13 protein-coding genes and 1 tRNA gene are annotated in these 15,036 nt (G+C 62.5%); 9 read left to right on the forward strand and 5 right to left on the reverse strand.

All coding sequences use genetic code 11. The features are described from left to right. A partial coding sequence (locus tag M0954_RS29610; RefSeq protein WP_297357044.1) for an FAD-dependent oxidoreductase occupies positions 1–798 on the reverse strand: 798 nt, incomplete at its 3' end. Between the two features lie 327 nt (positions 799–1,125). Between M0954_RS29610 and M0954_RS29615 the strand changes: the two genes are divergently transcribed. Then, positions 1,126–3,441 (forward strand): DNA translocase FtsK, encoded by a 2,316-nt coding sequence (locus M0954_RS29615; protein ID WP_297357046.1) that lies wholly within the window; start codon positions 1,126–1,128, stop codon positions 3,439–3,441. A gap of 131 nt (positions 3,442–3,572) precedes the next feature. Then, positions 3,573–4,289, forward strand: coding sequence for an outer membrane lipoprotein chaperone LolA (gene lolA, locus M0954_RS29620; RefSeq protein WP_297357048.1), 717 nt, complete (start codon positions 3,573–3,575; stop codon positions 4,287–4,289). A 124-nt stretch (positions 4,290–4,413) separates the two neighbouring features. On the opposite strand, the gene M0954_RS29625 is transcribed toward lolA, so the two are convergent. From M0954_RS29625 to cytX, 3 genes are all read right to left on the reverse strand, one after another. Next, entirely contained in the window at positions 4,414–4,938 is a 525-nt protein-coding gene (locus M0954_RS29625) for an AlpA family transcriptional regulator (protein ID WP_122153695.1), read from the reverse strand. Between the two features lie 3 nt (positions 4,939–4,941). After that, entirely contained in the window at positions 4,942–5,235 is a 294-nt protein-coding gene (locus tag M0954_RS29630; RefSeq protein ID WP_122155566.1) for a hypothetical protein, read from the reverse strand. A 317-nt stretch (positions 5,236–5,552) separates the two neighbouring features. Then, entirely contained in the window at positions 5,553–6,869 is a 1,317-nt protein-coding gene (gene cytX, locus M0954_RS29635; RefSeq protein ID WP_297357050.1) for a putative hydroxymethylpyrimidine transporter CytX, read from the reverse strand. 208 nt (positions 6,870–7,077) lie between these two features. Here cytX and M0954_RS29640 point away from each other — a divergent pair, with 208 nt between their 5' ends. From M0954_RS29640 to M0954_RS29655, 4 genes are all read left to right on the forward strand, one after another. Beyond that, positions 7,078–8,391 carry a replication-associated recombination protein A gene (locus M0954_RS29640; protein ID WP_133892253.1) on the forward strand — a complete coding sequence of 438 codons (1,314 nt, stop codon included), beginning with the start codon at positions 7,078–7,080 and terminating at the stop codon, positions 8,389–8,391. 75 nt (positions 8,392–8,466) lie between these two features. Beyond that, complete coding sequence (gene serS, locus M0954_RS29645; protein ID WP_122153698.1) at positions 8,467–9,762, forward strand: serine--tRNA ligase; 1,296 nt, start codon at positions 8,467–8,469, stop codon at positions 9,760–9,762. Between the two features lie 155 nt (positions 9,763–9,917). Then, a tRNA-Ser gene (locus tag M0954_RS29650) sits at positions 9,918–10,007 on the forward strand. A 170-nt stretch (positions 10,008–10,177) separates the two neighbouring features. Further along, on the forward strand, positions 10,178–10,396 hold the full coding sequence (locus M0954_RS29655) for a hypothetical protein (protein ID WP_297357052.1): 219 nt from the start codon (positions 10,178–10,180) through the stop codon (positions 10,394–10,396). A gap of 6 nt (positions 10,397–10,402) precedes the next feature. On the opposite strand, the gene M0954_RS29660 is transcribed toward M0954_RS29655, so the two are convergent. Then, positions 10,403–11,197 (reverse strand): hypothetical protein, encoded by a 795-nt coding sequence (locus tag M0954_RS29660; RefSeq protein WP_297357054.1) that lies wholly within the window; start codon positions 11,195–11,197, stop codon positions 10,403–10,405. 383 nt (positions 11,198–11,580) lie between these two features. On the opposite strand from M0954_RS29660, the gene M0954_RS29665 reads away from it, so the two are divergent. Genes M0954_RS29665 through M0954_RS29675 form a run of 3 tightly spaced genes read left to right on the forward strand, consistent with a single transcriptional unit; the run spans position 11,581 to position 14,881 of the window. After that, positions 11,581–12,879, forward strand: a complete 1,299-nt coding sequence (locus tag M0954_RS29665) for an NAD(P)/FAD-dependent oxidoreductase (protein ID WP_297357056.1) — start codon at positions 11,581–11,583, stop codon at positions 12,877–12,879. Further along, the gene (locus tag M0954_RS29670; RefSeq protein WP_297357058.1) at positions 12,876–13,739 is read left to right on the forward strand and encodes a DUF1365 domain-containing protein; all 864 of its coding nucleotides are present in this window, start codon (positions 12,876–12,878) and stop codon (positions 13,737–13,739) included. The genes M0954_RS29665 and M0954_RS29670 overlap by 4 nt, the downstream gene beginning before the upstream one ends. Continuing rightward, positions 13,736–14,881 carry a cyclopropane-fatty-acyl-phospholipid synthase family protein gene (locus M0954_RS29675; protein ID WP_297357060.1) on the forward strand — a complete coding sequence of 382 codons (1,146 nt, stop codon included), beginning with the start codon at positions 13,736–13,738 and terminating at the stop codon, positions 14,879–14,881. Before M0954_RS29670 ends, M0954_RS29675 begins: the two co-directional genes overlap by 4 nt. Positions 14,882–15,036 lie beyond the last annotated feature (155 nt).

Consider the following 15,036-nt stretch of genomic DNA (forward strand, 5'->3'; position numbering starts at 1 on the left):
GATGATGTAGCCGTTCTTCATCTCCAGTTGACCTTCGAAGATATCGGTATTGGGCTTGTGACCGATCGCCACAAACAGACCTTGCAGCGCGAGATCCGTCGCTTCACCAGTCTTCGTATCCTTGATGCGCAGACCTGTCACTCCTGACTGATCACCTGTCACTTCGTCCAGCACATGGTTCCATTTGATGTCGACGATGCCTTCCTTCTGCTTGGCCAGCAGACGGTCGATCAGGATCGGCTCGGCGCGGACTTTGTCGCGGCGATGGATCACCGTCACCTTCTTGGCGATGCCAGAAAGGTAGAGGGCTTCCTCGACTGCGGTATTGCCGCCGCCGATCACCGCCACATGTTGCTGCTTGTAGAAGAAGCCGTCGCAGGTTGCGCAGGCCGACACGCCTTTGCCCATGAACGCTTCTTCCGACGGCAGGCCCAGATACTGTGCCGACGCGCCGGTCGCGATGATCAGCGAGTCGCAGGTGTATTCGGCCGAGTCGCCAATCAGGCGGATCGGCTTCTCGTTGAGCTTCGCCGTGTGAATGTGGTCGAAAATGACCTCGGTGTTGAAGCGCTCGGCGTGCTCCAGGAAACGCGCCATCAGTTCCGGGCCTTGCACGCCGTTCGCGTCGGCCGGCCAGTTTTCGACGTCCGTCGTTGTCATCAGCTGGCCGCCTTGGGCCAGGCCCGTGACGAGGACCGGATTCAGGTTGGCGCGCGCCGCGTAGACGGCGGCCGTGTAGCCTGCGGGGCCGGAACCGAGAATCAGGACTTTGGCGTGTTTCGTGGTGGATGCGGGCATGATCGGAATCCGTTAAAAGCGCCCGGGCTCGCCCATGCGAGGCCGCGCGACTACAGCTGAACGTAAGCTGAAACTGTAGATGGGTATCAGACCAGCATTATAAAGGGCGGCCCGCAGGGCTGCTTCATGAAGCTTCCTGATCGTTCCGATAGCCTGTTGTTGCAGTTTGGCCCGAAAACCACGCCGGCCGGCACCAGTTACCGTCATTTACAGCCTTGTGCGCGACACTGCGTTTACAATAGCCCGGATCGAACGACCCGGCGGCCACGACCGGGCACCCAGCACCGCCTGGGGGCGCGCATTTTGGCCGCACCCGCAACAGGATCAATGGCAAAAGCTACTTATTCCGCGAGCGCGCAGGCATTGCCGCACCGCATGTCGCGCCTCTTCACCGAAATCCGCTGGATCCTGCAGGTCGCGCTCGGCGTTTTCCTGCTGATGGCGCTCGTCAGCTACAGCCGGCACGACCCGAGCTGGACGCATGCTGCACAGGTCGACCACATAGCCAACTGGGCGGGCCGGGTCGGCGCCTGGACGTCCGATATTCTTCTTCTGCTGTTCGGCCTGTCCGCCTACTGGTGGGTGGTGCTGCTCGGCCGCAGCATCTCCGCCAATTACCGGCGCATCACCCGTCACGAGGAACTCAACGAGGACAAGCCACGTGATGCGAGCTGGCTCGCCGAGGTGTTTGCCTTCGTGCTGGTGCTGCTCGCCAGCGACGGCATCGAAGCGCTGCGGATGTGGTCCCTCAAGGTGCAATTGCCGCGCGCGCCGGGCGGCGTGATCGGTGAGGCGGTGGCGCGGGGTGTTTCGCACGCGCTCGGCTTCACGGGTGGCACGCTGGCGCTGATCGTGGCGCTGGCCATCGGCTTGTCGCTGTATTTCCGCTTTTCGTGGCTTTCCGTGGCTGAACGGGTCGGCGAATCGATCATTTCCGCTGTCACGTTTGCCCGTCTGCGCCGCGAGGCCGGCCGCGACCGCAAGCTGGGCGAGGCTGCCGCCGTGAAGCGCGAGGGCAAGGTGGAGCAGGGCCGCGTGCGCATCGAAGAGCACGAACCGGTCATGATCGTGCCGCCCGTGGTCACGCCGGCCAAGTCCGAACGCGTCGAGAAAGAGCGCCAGGTGCCGCTTTTTACAGACCTGCCGGGTGATTCCACGCTGCCGCCCATCTCGCTGCTCGACGCGGCGCCCGCCGCGCAGGAAACCATTTCGCCCGATACGCTCGAATTCACCTCGAGGCTGATCGAGAAGAAGCTGAAGGATTTTGGCGTCGAAGTGAGTGTGGTCGCCGCTTATCCAGGCCCGGTCGTCACGCGCTACGAAATTGAGCCCGCCACCGGCGTGAAGGGCAGCCAGATTGTCGGTCTGGCGAAGGATCTGGCGCGTTCGCTGTCGCTGGTGTCGATCCGCGTGGTCGAAACGATTCCCGGCAAGAATTTCATGGCGCTCGAGTTGCCGAACCAGCGCCGGCAGACCGTGAGCCTCTCAGAGATTCTCGGCTCGGCCATTTATGCCGACGCGGCCTCGCCGCTCACCATGGGCCTCGGCAAGGACATCGGCGGCAAGCCGGTCTGCGCCGACCTTGCCAAGATGCCCCACTTGCTGGTGGCCGGCACAACCGGTTCGGGTAAGTCAGTGGGGATCAACGCGATGATCCTCTCGCTGCTCTACAAGGCGAGCGCCGAGCAGGTCAGGATGATCCTGATCGACCCGAAGATGCTCGAAATGAGCGTCTACGAAGGCATCCCGCATCTGCTGTGTCCGGTGGTCACGGATATGCGTCAGGCCAGCCATGCGCTGAACTGGGCCGTTGCCGAAATGGAGCGCCGCTACAAGCTGATGAGCAAGCTTGGCGTGCGTAACCTCGCCGGCTACAACAACAAGATCGACGAAGCGGCCAAGCGCGAAGAGAAGCTGCCGAATCCGTTCAGCCTGACGCCGGACGAACCCGAACCGCTCACGCGCCTGCCGAATATCGTGGTCGTGATCGACGAACTGGCCGACCTGATGATGGTGGTCGGCAAGAAGGTCGAAGAGCTGATTGCGCGGATCGCGCAGAAGGCGCGGGCGGCCGGCATCCACCTGATTCTGGCGACGCAGCGGCCTTCGGTCGACGTCATCACCGGCCTGATCAAGGCCAACGTGCCGACGCGGATGGCCTTCCAGGTGTCGTCGAAGATCGACTCTCGGACGATTCTCGACCAGCAGGGCGCGGAATCGCTGCTCGGCATGGGCGATATGCTTTACCTGCCGCCAGGCAGCGGTCTGCCGGTGCGCGTGCACGGCGCATTTGTGTCCGATGAGGAAGTGCACCGTGTCGTGGAGAAACTCAGGGAGCAGGGTGAGCCAAACTATATCGAGGGCATCCTCGAAGGTGGTGTAACCAGTGACGGCGACGAAGGATCTGCGGGCAGCGAGGGAACTGGCGCAGGCGGCGGCGAGTCGGACCCTCTGTACGATCAGGCGGTGGAAGTCGTCATCAAGAATCGCCGTGCGTCGATTTCGCTGGTGCAACGGCATTTGCGTATCGGTTACAACCGTGCCGCGCGACTGCTCGAGCAAATGGAGCAATCCGGACTCGTGTCCGCGATGTCGTCGAACGGCAATCGCGAGATTCTCACGCCGGCACGCGAAGCCGAGTAGGCGGGCTCAACCGGGTGGTCTGCTTAGGCGGACACTTAAGTAACCCACGCCCCAACATAGACAACCGGCGAAGCTGAGCTCGCGCTTCGCCGCCCCATCCCCGGCCCGATTCAATTCACGGAGAAAATCATATGCAGCAATACGCTGGGCACCGCGCCCACCCTGACCGTCTCGGACATCTGGTTCGAACGCTCGTGCGCGGGATTGGCAGCGTCGCGATCGGTGCGTCGCTACTGGTCGCGCATCACGCATTCGCGAGCGGTACCGAGCAGCTGAAGGCGTTCGTCTCACAGGTGCATTCGGCGCGCGGCGATTTCGTCCAGCAGGAAGTGCGCGCGCCGAGCAAGGCGCAAAGCGCGAGCGACGCTGCGCAGGTCATGCCGAAAAACAGCACGTCCAGCGGTACGTTTGTGTTCGCGCGGCCGGGCAAGTTCATCTGGTCGTACGAGAAACCCTATCAACAGATTCTGCAGGCAGATGGCGACAAGCTCTACGTGTACGACAAGGACCTGAACCAGGTCACGGTGCGTTCGCTTGGCGGCGCATTGGGCGCGAGCCCTGCCGCGATCCTGTTCGGCAGCAACGATCTGGACAAGAATTTCACGCTGCGCGACGCGGGTGTGAAGGCTGGGATCGATTGGCTCGAGCTGATTCCGAAGGCCAAGGACACGCAGTTTCAAAGCGTGGGCATCGGCTTTCGCGACGGCAATCTGCAAGCCATGGAATTGCACGACGTGTTCGGCAACGTGACCTTGCTGACGTTTTCGAACATCCAGAAAAATCCGCCGTTGCCCGCGGATGCCTTCAAGTTCACTGTGCCGAAGGGCGCGGATGTGATCAACGGCTAAGCGCGCATTGCAGTTGCTGATTTGGTATTACTCGAGGCCGCGCAGGTTTGCGCGGTCTTTTTATTGAGCATTTGCTACCTTGCGCGAAGTAGGAGACCGTCAACCGTTTAGGATGGCTGAGGCCTTATGCAATCAGGTCTTCGAGCTGGCGATTGACCAGAGGCTCGAGTTCTCGCGCTTCTTTCGCGAGGTTGACCTGCTTGGCTGACTTCGCCACTTCGAGCACGTCCGGCTTGATGTCATAGCCTCCTCGCGTGTTCAACCACGCGAGAACGTCCCACAAATGCCAGACCGACGGATTGCCCTCGTGGACCGGGATGGGGAAGTCGGCGGCGTGACTCAGCATTAGCTTGCGCATGTTCTGGCGCGACACACCTGCTACGTCGGCCACATCTGTAAGGCCGACGAAGTCCGGCGCGGCTTCGACAAGGCGGGCCGATGGCACGGCACGCTTCACGTCCTCGAGCGCGCTCATCAGCGCTCCAAGCGCGCTAATACCTTCGCGGGCGAAGACGAGAGCAATGCGCCCCGGCTGCCCGACGCCAATCGTTGCGTCATCGCATCCTGCTTCCGCCAGACGTTCCACGATCTCGTCGTGGTCGCAGTCGTCTGCGGCGAGCTGGTATTTCAAGGTGAAGTCGTATTCCATCTGTTACTCCTGCTTTTCGGCGTTTTTGCTTGCGCTTTGAGGCGCGCGCTTTTGCCGGTGTGTCATGCAATTGTCGACTACCCTTCTGAGAAGCCGAGCGTGATTCCCTGGATTCTTAGGCGTACTCCAGACACTGGTGATGCAGAACTCTCCGCAACGGCATTCCGAGTCGTTGTACGGGCAGTACATTTTCCCCCAGGCGTGCCCTTTGCCACCGCTCCTGATGCGCCAGCCGGATGCTTCGGCATAGGCCAATGCGTCTTCAATTTCCTTCTTTGCGTGCGTCCCTCGAATCATCAATGGCCTCATCATAAGTTCGTTGAGTTAGGTTGTCAATCGACAACCCAATGGATGCAGGCATGCGTCGAGATGCGTCAGCGATTCGTTTTCATAAATGGGAAAGATTGAGGAGATCTATCTCTAAAAAACGCATGCCATATAGTAACTACATCATCCACGCGAGGATTTCGCAATAGAACCGCCCCTCCGCCAGAAGCTATAGGACGAACGGAATGGTCGAGGGAAATGTCGCGAGTGGAGGCACAGACGGAGGGTGGGGAGGCGCGCAAACGGCCCGCCTTGCACGGGCCGTCGAATCGTCGAATGGCTGCTGTTTATGCGTACTCGGTCTTACGTGTCGACACCATGGCGAAGTAGCAGAGAGCGCCGATTGCGAGCGAAGGCAAGGTCGCGCCGAGATTCGGCAGCCATTGATTGATGGCCTGATAAGCGGCGATCCCGATTGCCCACGAGATGAAGGCGCTCAGATGCCAGCCGCCCGAGAAGCCGTACCGGCCCTGCAGGTCGGCGAGCGCGGCGGCCTCGATCCGGCGCTTGCGCACAATGAAGTGATCCACCAGCACCACGCCGAACAGCGGCGCGAACACGGAGCCGATCAGCAGCAGGAAGTTTTGATACTTCGCCATCGGCACAAGCAGGGCGATTGCCGTGCACAGCGCACCGAACCCCGCGGACAGCAGCGGCACCGTTGCGCGTGTCCAGAACGTGCCGGTCGAGACGGCGGCCGAGTGGATATCTGCGAATGCGTTGTCGACTTCATCAATCAGGATCAGCAGCAGCGCGAAGCCGCCGCCTGCTTGCGCGAGCGCGCCGGTCAGCAGCGCGTCGCCACCGCCTGCCGCGAGCCCATAGACCGCCCCGAGCGCGTAGAACCAGATGTTGGCGATGCCGTAGCCGAGCAGCGTGCCGCGGAACGACTCGCCGGCGCGGCGGCCGAAACGGGTGTAATCGGCGATCAGCGGTAGCCACGACAGCGGCATCGCGACAACCAGATCGATCGCGCCGCCGAACGACATGTCCCCGGTGCCCGGACGGCGCATCAGCGCGGCCAGATCGTGCCTTGCAAGCAGATTCCACGACAGCCACACGGCGCCTGCCAGCAGCAGCCAGATTCCCCACGTCCGCAAAAAACGCCGTACGAACGACAGCGGGCCACTGATCGCGAGCAGCGTCGCGAGCAGGCCGAAGACGATTGTCCAGATGAGCGGTATCGAGAGACCGAACGCCTGTTTGGCGAGGGCGTCGGCGGAATCGCGCATCACGATCACTTCGAACGAGCCCCAGCCGACCAGTTGCACGGCATTGAGCACCGCGGGCACGGACGCGCCGCGCACGCCGAGCGTCGGCCGCAGCGAGGACATGGCCGCGAGGCCCGTATCCGTGCCGATCACGCCAGCAAGCGCCAGCAGCACGACGCCGATCACGCTGCCGATGCCGATCGCCGCCAGCGCATACGGCAGCGACAGTCCCGGCACTAGCAGCGCGCCCGCCTGCGCAACCAGCAGGCCGATGCCGAGCGAGAACCACAACGCGAACGCATCGCCGGTGCGGAACGCGCGACGCGCGTCGGGCACCGGCATGAGCGGTGCGTAGGTGGAACCGGCGTCGCCGGCGAGTGGATCTTGTGCCATCAGGTGATGTTCCTGTCGTTGTCTATGTTTGGTCGCGAATTTCGTGCTTGCACACGCTCCAGGCTCGTCGCGGCCTGCTGACTGTCATAATGCAGGACCGTGCCGCAGATTGCGCGCCGGCTGTTTCGCTGGCCGGGCGCGCGTCGTGCTGGGTTTGCGTCATGTTGCCGAACCAGGCCCGGAAAGCCGAGATTATCCACAAAACGCCATGTTTGAAGAAACCCGTGCCAACGTCCCGCTCGCTGAGCGTCTGCGCCCCCGCAATATCGATGAGGTGATCGGCCAGAAACATCTGCTCGGCCAGAACAAGCCGTTGCGGGTCGCTTTCGAGTCGGGCGAGGCCCATTCGATGATCCTCTGGGGGCCGCCCGGCGTCGGCAAAACCACGCTGGCGCGGCTGATGGCCGATGCTTTCCACGCTGAGTTCATCGCGTTGTCGGCGGTGCTATCGGGCGTGAAGGATATCCGCGAAGCCGTCGAGACTGCGCAAGTGCATCGTGCGCATGGACATCAGACGCTGGTGTTTGTCGACGAGGTGCATCGCTTCAACAAGAGCCAGCAGGATGCGTTTCTTCCGCACGTCGAGTCGGGGCTGTTCGTGTTCGTGGGGGCGACCACCGAGAATCCGTCGTTCGAGGTGAACAGCGCGTTGCTGTCGCGAGCGGCGGTCTACGTGCTGAAGAGTCTCGACGACGACGAGCAGCGTGAGCTGCTCGATCGCGCGCAGAAAGAACTCGGCGGCCTGACGTTCACCGACGAAGCCCGCGATGCACTGGTCGGCTCGGCCGACGGTGACGGCCGCAAGCTGCTCAACAATCTCGAAATCGTCGCGCGGGCCGCGGCGCAGCAGAAGACCACGGAGATCGACGGTGCGTTGCTCGGCAGCGCGCTCGCTGAGAACCTGCGCCGCTTCGACAAGGGCGGCGACGCGTTCTATGACCAGATCAGCGCGCTGCATAAGTCCGTGCGCGGCAGCAATCCGGATGGCGCGTTGTACTGGTTCTGCCGGATGCTCGATGGCGGCGCCGACGCACGCTATCTCGCGCGGCGCATCGTACGCATGGCATGGGAAGACATCGGCCTTGCCGATCCGCGCGCCGCCCGTATCGCGCTCGATGCTGCCGAAACCTATGAACGCCTCGGTACACCCGAAGGCGAACTCGCGCTGGCCCAGGCGCTCATCTATCTGGCGGTGGCGCCCAAGTCGAACGCCGGCTATATGGCGTACAACGAGGCACGGCGCTTTGTCAGCAAGGATCAGTCGCGCGGGGTGCCGGTGCATCTGCGCAACGCGCCGACCAAGCTGATGAAGGAACTCGGCTACGGCCACGAGTATCGCTACGCTCACGACGAACCCGACGCATATGCGGCGGGAGAGACCTATCTGCCCGACGGCATGCGCGAGCCGCATTGGTACGAACCGACGCCGCGCGGTCTCGAAGGCAAGATCGGCGAGAAGCTCGCGCGTCTGTCCGAACTCGACACGCAATGGCGCAGCGAGAACAAGCCGAAAAAGAACTGAGCCACCGATCCGCCAGCGGCCCGCGCCGGTGCGCTAAAATCCCGGATTCATACAACGAACTTCCGCCCCAAACCCATGCTTGACATCCAGTTGCTGCGCAAAGACCTCGACGGCGTGGCGAAACGCCTCGCCGACCGCGGCTATACCCTCGACGTGGCGGCTTTCACCGCGCTCGAAGCGGAACGCCGCGCCGTGCAAACCCGTACCGAAGAGCTACAGGCTCGCCGCAACACACTGTCGAAGCAGATTGGCGGGATGAAAGGGCGCGGCGAGGACACCTCGGCGGTGATGGCGGAAGTGGGCGGCATTGGTGACGAAATGAAGGCGTCGGCGGTGCAGCTGGAAGACATCCAGAAGCGCGTGTCCGACCTGATGCTCGGCATGCCGAACCTGGCGCACGAAAGTGTGCCGGTGGGCAAGGACGAAGCTGACAACGTCGAAGTGCGCCGCTGGGGCACGCCGCGCCAGTTCGACTTCGAGGTGAAGGATCACGTGGATGTCGGCACCCCGCTCGGCCTCGATGCCGAGACGGGTGCGAAGCTATCTGGCGCGCGCTTTACGATGCTGCGCGGACAGATTGCGCGTCTGCACCGCGGGCTCGCGCAGTTCATGATCGACACACATACGCTGCAGCACGGCTATACGGAGATCTATACGCCGTACATCGTCAATCCGGAGATTCTGTACGGCACGAGCCAGTTGCCGAAGTTCGCCGACGACATGTTCCGCGTCGAGAAGGGCGGCGGCGAGAATACGGTGACGCAGTATCTGATTTCGACTTCGGAAATTTCGCTGACCAACACGGTGCGCGAGAGCATTGTCGAAGCGGACGCGTTACCGATCAAACTGACGGCGCATTCGCCATGCTTCCGCTCGGAAGCGGGTTCGTACGGCCGCGATACGCGCGGGATGATTCGTCAGCATCAGTTCGACAAGGTTGAGATGGTGCAGGTCGTGGCGCCGGAAACGTCGTATGACGCGCTCGAGCAAATGGTCGGCCATGCAGAGGCGATTCTGCAGAAGCTGGAGTTGCCGTATCGCGTAATTACGCTGTGTACCGGCGACATGGGCTTTTCTGCGACGAAGACGTATGACCTCGAGGTATGGTTGCCGGCGCAGAACACGTATCGCGAAATCTCGAGCTGCTCGAATACCGAGACGTTCCAGGCGCGCCGCATGCAGGCGCGTTATCGCAACGCGCAGGGCAAGCCTGAACTGGTGCATACGCTGAACGGCTCGGGGCTCGCCGTGGGCCGTACCTTGGTCGCCGTGCTGGAGAACTTCCAGAACGCCGATGGCTCGGTGACGGTGCCGACGGCGCTGCGTCCGTACGTCGGTGGCATGGAGCGGCTGGAAGTTTCGGCTGCCTGAAGCTGTGCTACAGGTTTCCCAAGTCGTCGCCTCACAGATTCTGTGAAAAGGGGCTTGGAAACCTGTTTCAACTGTTCTATAATCGCCGCTTCGCCGAGCAACGACCCGCTTGGTTTAGGTGGTGCAGCGTAGTCCAGCAAGCCGTCGAGAATGCCGGAGAGGTGGCAGAGTGGTCGAATGTACCTGACTCGAAATCAGGCGTACGGTTTCCCGTACCGTGGGTTCGAATCCCACCCTCTCCGCCAGAATTCAAAAGAGCCCTGCAGAAGAAATTCCGCAGGGCTTTTTGTTTGTGCGGTTGGTTTGCGATTCGTTTGCAACTCGATATGCGGCGCGCTCACGACCTGCTCATCGCCCGCCCGCCGGAGTAAAATTGGAGCGTGATTGACCCGCAACAAAACCCTCTGGTCCTGCGATGAAAACACCCCCCACTGATCAGCGTTCGCGTAAACGTCCGTCGAACCGGACGCTGACTATCCTGACCTGGCTGGTTGCCATCGCCACGCTCGGTGCGGGCGTCGGTTGGCTCGTCTACAGCTATTTCGTCGATATGGACGTGCCTTACTTCGCTATTCCGCTTGTCCTGTGCGTCCCGGTGATTGTGGCCGTCGCATTCCGGAATATCTGGGACTAGTGGGGCCTAGCCGCCGCCATCCAAACCCAGCGCTTCAACAGCCTGCGGCGAGTCGAACATAGCCGCAGCATCGTGCCCGACCCCGGGCACCTCGATCAGCTTCCATCCAAACGTCCAGCCATTGCGTTTTGCCACTTCCTCGGCCGCGTGAAACGCATGTGTCCCACGGTCATAACGATTGTCCCCTTGCGCACGAGCCTGCTTGCCTTGTGCGAGCCAGCGTTGACGAACGTCGTCTTGCCCGAGCAATACCATCAGCGGCTCAGCCAGATAAGCGCGTAATGCCCTCTCTTCTACTTCGTCCGTGCCGAGACCGCCAAAGCCGAACGGTATTGCGGTTTTCGTATCGGGCAGCACCCAGGTAGACGGATTGGCAACGACCACACGCGCCGCGGGCACGGGCGCGTAGGCGGCGACCCGGTCCACAAACTGCGCGCCAGCAGAATGCCCAAGGAGGATATAAGGCAATTCAGTTTGTCCCGCCGCCTCCCGTGCCCAAGTCACAAATTCCGGTATCAGATCGACGGTGCGCCGCCCACCTGCGGACGTGGCTGAGGCACCCGACGCAAGAGATGCAGACTTGACCCCACCGTACTGATACTCGTCGCGCGGAAACCGCTTTTGATCGAACTGCGGCGCCACCACGATCGCACAGACGCGGTCCGCGAGCGGCCGGGCGTGATCGCGGTAAGGACCGCCGTCGCGTCCGACGCCATGAAACACCAGCAGCAAAAGCCTCGGCTCGCAGCCGCTTGGCCTGTAGGTAAACACCGGCAAATCGACACCACCTATCGAAGCCATCTGTTGCGTATTCCCTGGCCCAATGGGTTCGGCAGACGCTTGTGTCATGCCAGCGGAAAACACAAACGCGCCGAGTAAAGCGCGCACCATCCGCCAGCCGTTTACGCGTCCCGATTGACCGCTTTCATTTTCATGTCTGCGCACGTTTTCCGCCCACGTCGGTTTGCTTACGAGGCGTCAATTATGCCTGGTCGCGCTTAGCCGACGCAGCTTCCCAGCTTTTCCCCGCACCCCGCCGAGGCCTGCTCTCTCGGCATCCCACCCCTAATTTCCACGACGCCCCTGCATCCGATCTCACACCTGCTGCGTATTTCGATCATGGGCGCGCAAATCCAATCAAATCCCACTCTCACGGGCGCCCGTTCCAAGCTGGAGACCTGCTTATGAGTCACCCCGTTTCGAACCCGCAGCCACACGGTCAACGGATCGCGATCGTCGGCGCCGGCATTTCGGGACTGGCAAGCGCCTACCTGCTGTCGAAGCACAATCAGGTGACGCTCTTCGAGGCCGGTTCTTACCCCGGCGGCCACACGAACACGGTCGACGTGAAGCTCGAAGGCCATATCCATCCCGTCGACACCGGCTTTTTGGTCTTCAACGATCGCACTTACCCGAATCTGATTGCGCTGTTCGCCGAACTGGGCGTACAAGCGCATCCGAGCGAAATGACGTTCTCGGTGTCACTCGATGAAGGCCGCCTCGAGTGGGCGGGCACTAACCTCAACACCGTGTTCGCGCAGCGCCGCAACATGTTCTCGCCGACCTTCATCGGCATGTTGCGCGACATCATGCGTTTTAACGGCAGCGCCGAGCGCAATCTCGACGTCGCGGCGCAGACCGGCGCGTCGATGGGCGATCTCCTCGCGGCCGGCGGCTACGGCGGCGCGTTTCAGCAACACTACCTGCTGCCGATGGCCGCCGCAATCTGGTCGAGCGCCACCGCCGACGTGCTGAGTTTCCCCGCCACCACATTCCTGCGCTTCTGCCTGAATCACGCGCTGTTGCAGGTCAATCGCCGCCCACAATGGAAGACGGTGGTGGGCGGTGGCCGCGAATACGTGCGGCGGATCGTCGGCAAGCTCGACGACGTGCGCATCGGCACACCCGTGCGTGGTGTGCGTCGCGACGCGGACGGCATCGACGTGTTGACCGACAGCGGTCCGCAGCGCTTCGATGCGGTGATTCTAGCCACGCATGCACCCGACACGCTCCGCATGCTCGACGACGCCGACGAATCCGAACGCAGCGTGCTGCGCGCCGTGCGCTATCAACCGAACGTCGCCGTGCTGCATACCGACACGAACCTGTTGCCGCGCTGCCGCCGCGTCTGGTCGGCGTGGAACTATCTGGGCGGCCGGCATCTGGACGGCTCACGCCCGGTCTGCGTCAGCTATCTGGTGAACCAGTTGCAGCCGTTGCCATTCGATACACCGCTAGTCGTCACGCTGAATCCGGTGGCCGAACCGGCGCCGGGCACCGAGTTGCGCCGCTTCGTCTACGACCACCCTCTATTCGATCTGGCCGCGATCGACGCACAGCATCGTTTGCCTTCGCTGCAAGGCCGTCGTCGCACCTGGTTTGCGGGTGCATGGACTGGCTACGGCTTCCACGAGGACGGCCTGAAATCTGCACTGCGGGTCGCGGCCGATTTCGACGCTTTGCCGGCATGGGCCAAGCTATGAGCAGCAGCGCGCCACAGGAGCATCGCGAAAGCGCCGCGTGGCTTCTAGTCGGCCGCGTGATGCACGAGCGGTTGCGACCGCGGCATCATCGCTTCGCGTATCCGGTGTTCTACGTGCGCTGCAATCTCGCCCGCCTCGCCACGCTCGATAGCTGGTGGTTCGGCATCGACCGCTGGGGTCCGCTCAGCCTGTTCGCGCGCGATTACGGCCCCTGTGACGGTAGCGATCTCGACACATGGATGCGCGCACAACTAGCCGAGGCCGGCGTGCCGGCGGACGGCGATATCTGGCTACAGGCTTTTCCGCGCGTGTTCGGCTATGCGTTTAATCCAGTCAGTTTCTGGTTTTGCCACGACCGCGATGGTGCACTGCGCGCGCTGCTCGCCGAAGTGCGCAACACGTTCGGCGCGCGCCACAGCTATCTGTTGACCGCGGACGGCGGTGGGCCGATCGATGCATCCACCGAGCTGACTTGCCGCAAAGTGCTGCACGTCTCGCCGTTTTGCCGGGTCGAGGGCAGCTACCGCTTCCAGGTTCGCGAGTCGCATCACGCGTCATCGGTGGTCATTGACTATCACGATGCCGATGGCTTGCTGATCCGCACATTGCTCGGCGGCCGTTCGTACCCGCTGACGCGCAGCGCCGCGCTCCGCGCACTCGCGCGTCAGCCGTTGCTCACGCTTGGCGTGGTCGCGCGCATTCACTGGCAGGCGCTGCGGCTCTTCCTCAAGAAAGTGCCGTTTTACGGCAAACATCCTGCGCCGGGCCGCACCGCCGACGTCCCCACCCACCTTCGTGCAGCCGGTCGTGAAGCCGGAGCCCCGCACCATTCTTCGTCGATTGAGGAGATTCAGCCATGACGCTTTCAAGGACCCTGAGCGGAAGCGAATCCGCCCCTGCGTCGGGCCGGTTGTTTTTGTCGTTGCTCGAGCGGATTCGCGTCGGGCACCTGGTACTCATCACGCCCGATGGTCAACCGCGTGTGTTCGGCGATCCGCATGCGTCGCCGGGTGCGCGGCTCGAACTGCGCGACTGGCGTGCGTGCGGTGCTATCTTGCGCAAAGGCGATATCGGCTTTGCCGACGCATGGCGCGCATTCTGGGTCGACACACCGGATCTGTCCGCACTCCTGCGCCTCGCGATCCGCAACGAACGCGCGTTGCAGCGCACGGTCTATGGCGGTTGGCTTGCGCAGGTCTGGTACGGTCTGCGGCATCGCTTGCGCCGCAACACTCGCTCAGGCAGCCGTCGCAACATCCACGCGCACTACGACATTGGCAATGCCTTCTACGAGCGCTGGCTGGACCCGAGTTTCACGTACTCGAGCGCTGTATTCGACGGCCGCTTCGATACCTCGCTCGAAGAGGCGCAGCACGCCAAATACCAGCGCATCATCGATACGCTTGGCTTGCGGGCCGGTATGCGCATCCTCGAAATCGGCTGCGGCTGGGGTGGTTTTGCGATGCATGCTGCGTGTCAGGGCATTCATGTGCACGGCGTGACGATCTCAGCGGCACAACTCGCATTCGCGCTGCAGCGCGTTCAAGAGGAGGGCCTGGGAGGCCATGTCACTCTAGAGTTGCGCGACTATCGCACGCTGACCGCCCAGTACGACGGCATCGTCTCGATCGAGATGTTCGAAGCGGTAGGCGAGCGGTTCTGGCCTACGTACTTCCGCATCCTGCGCGAGCGCCTTTTGCCTGGCGCGCGCGCGTTGGTGCAGACCATCACGATCGACGACTCGCACTTCGCCGCGTATCGCGCCACTAGCGACTTCATCCGCGAATACATTTTCCCGGGTGGCATGCTGCCGAGTCCGGAGCGTTTTATCGCGGTAGCGAAGCGCTCCGGGCTCGCGGCTAACGTGTCGTTGGCCTTCGGCCGCGACTATGCCGAGACACTGCGGCGTTGGCGCAGTGCCTTCGAGTATCAACTCGAGGCGATTCGCGCGCAGGGCTTCGACGAGACGTTCGTGCGGACATGGCGTCTATACCTCGCGTAGTGCGAGGCGGGTTTCGACGAACGCCGCACAGACGTGATGCAGTTCGTGGTTGCTTCGGCTCGTTGAACTGCGCGCGCTTTCCGCGTTGGTGCTGCTGTTGTGGGCCGCTTCGGCGAGCGCCGACTGGCGCAGCGACGTGCCGTCGGCGCGTCTCC

This window comes from Paraburkholderia sp., assembly GCF_026225065.1.
In the GTDB taxonomy this organism is placed as follows: Bacteria; Pseudomonadota; Gammaproteobacteria; order Burkholderiales; family Burkholderiaceae; genus Paraburkholderia.

Bases quoted from the DNA above. Each gene is read 5' to 3' on its own strand.
- M0954_RS29630 (WP_122155566.1), bottom strand. From the start codon at position 5,235: ATGATTCGAGGGACGCACGCAAAGAAGGAAATTGAAGACGCATTGGCC.
- M0954_RS29625 (WP_122153695.1), bottom strand. From the start codon at position 4,938: ATGGAATACGACTTCACCTTGAAATACCAGCTCGCCGCAGACGACTGC.
- M0954_RS29675 (WP_297357060.1), top strand. From the start codon at position 13,736: ATGACGCTTTCAAGGACCCTGAGCGGAAGCGAATCCGCCCCTGCGTCG.
- serS (WP_122153698.1), top strand. From the start codon at position 8,467: ATGCTTGACATCCAGTTGCTGCGCAAAGACCTCGACGGCGTGGCGAAA.
- M0954_RS29660 (WP_297357054.1), bottom strand. From the start codon at position 11,197: ATGGCTTCGATAGGTGGTGTCGATTTGCCGGTGTTTACCTACAGGCCA.
- cytX (WP_297357050.1), bottom strand. From the start codon at position 6,869: ATGGCACAAGATCCACTCGCCGGCGACGCCGGTTCCACCTACGCACCG.
- M0954_RS29615 (WP_297357046.1), top strand. From the start codon at position 1,126: ATGGCAAAAGCTACTTATTCCGCGAGCGCGCAGGCATTGCCGCACCGC.
- lolA (WP_297357048.1), top strand. From the start codon at position 3,573: ATGCAGCAATACGCTGGGCACCGCGCCCACCCTGACCGTCTCGGACAT.
- M0954_RS29640 (WP_133892253.1), top strand. From the start codon at position 7,078: ATGTTTGAAGAAACCCGTGCCAACGTCCCGCTCGCTGAGCGTCTGCGC.
- M0954_RS29655 (WP_297357052.1), top strand. From the start codon at position 10,178: ATGAAAACACCCCCCACTGATCAGCGTTCGCGTAAACGTCCGTCGAAC.
- M0954_RS29670 (WP_297357058.1), top strand. From the start codon at position 12,876: ATGAGCAGCAGCGCGCCACAGGAGCATCGCGAAAGCGCCGCGTGGCTT.
- M0954_RS29665 (WP_297357056.1), top strand. From the start codon at position 11,581: ATGAGTCACCCCGTTTCGAACCCGCAGCCACACGGTCAACGGATCGCG.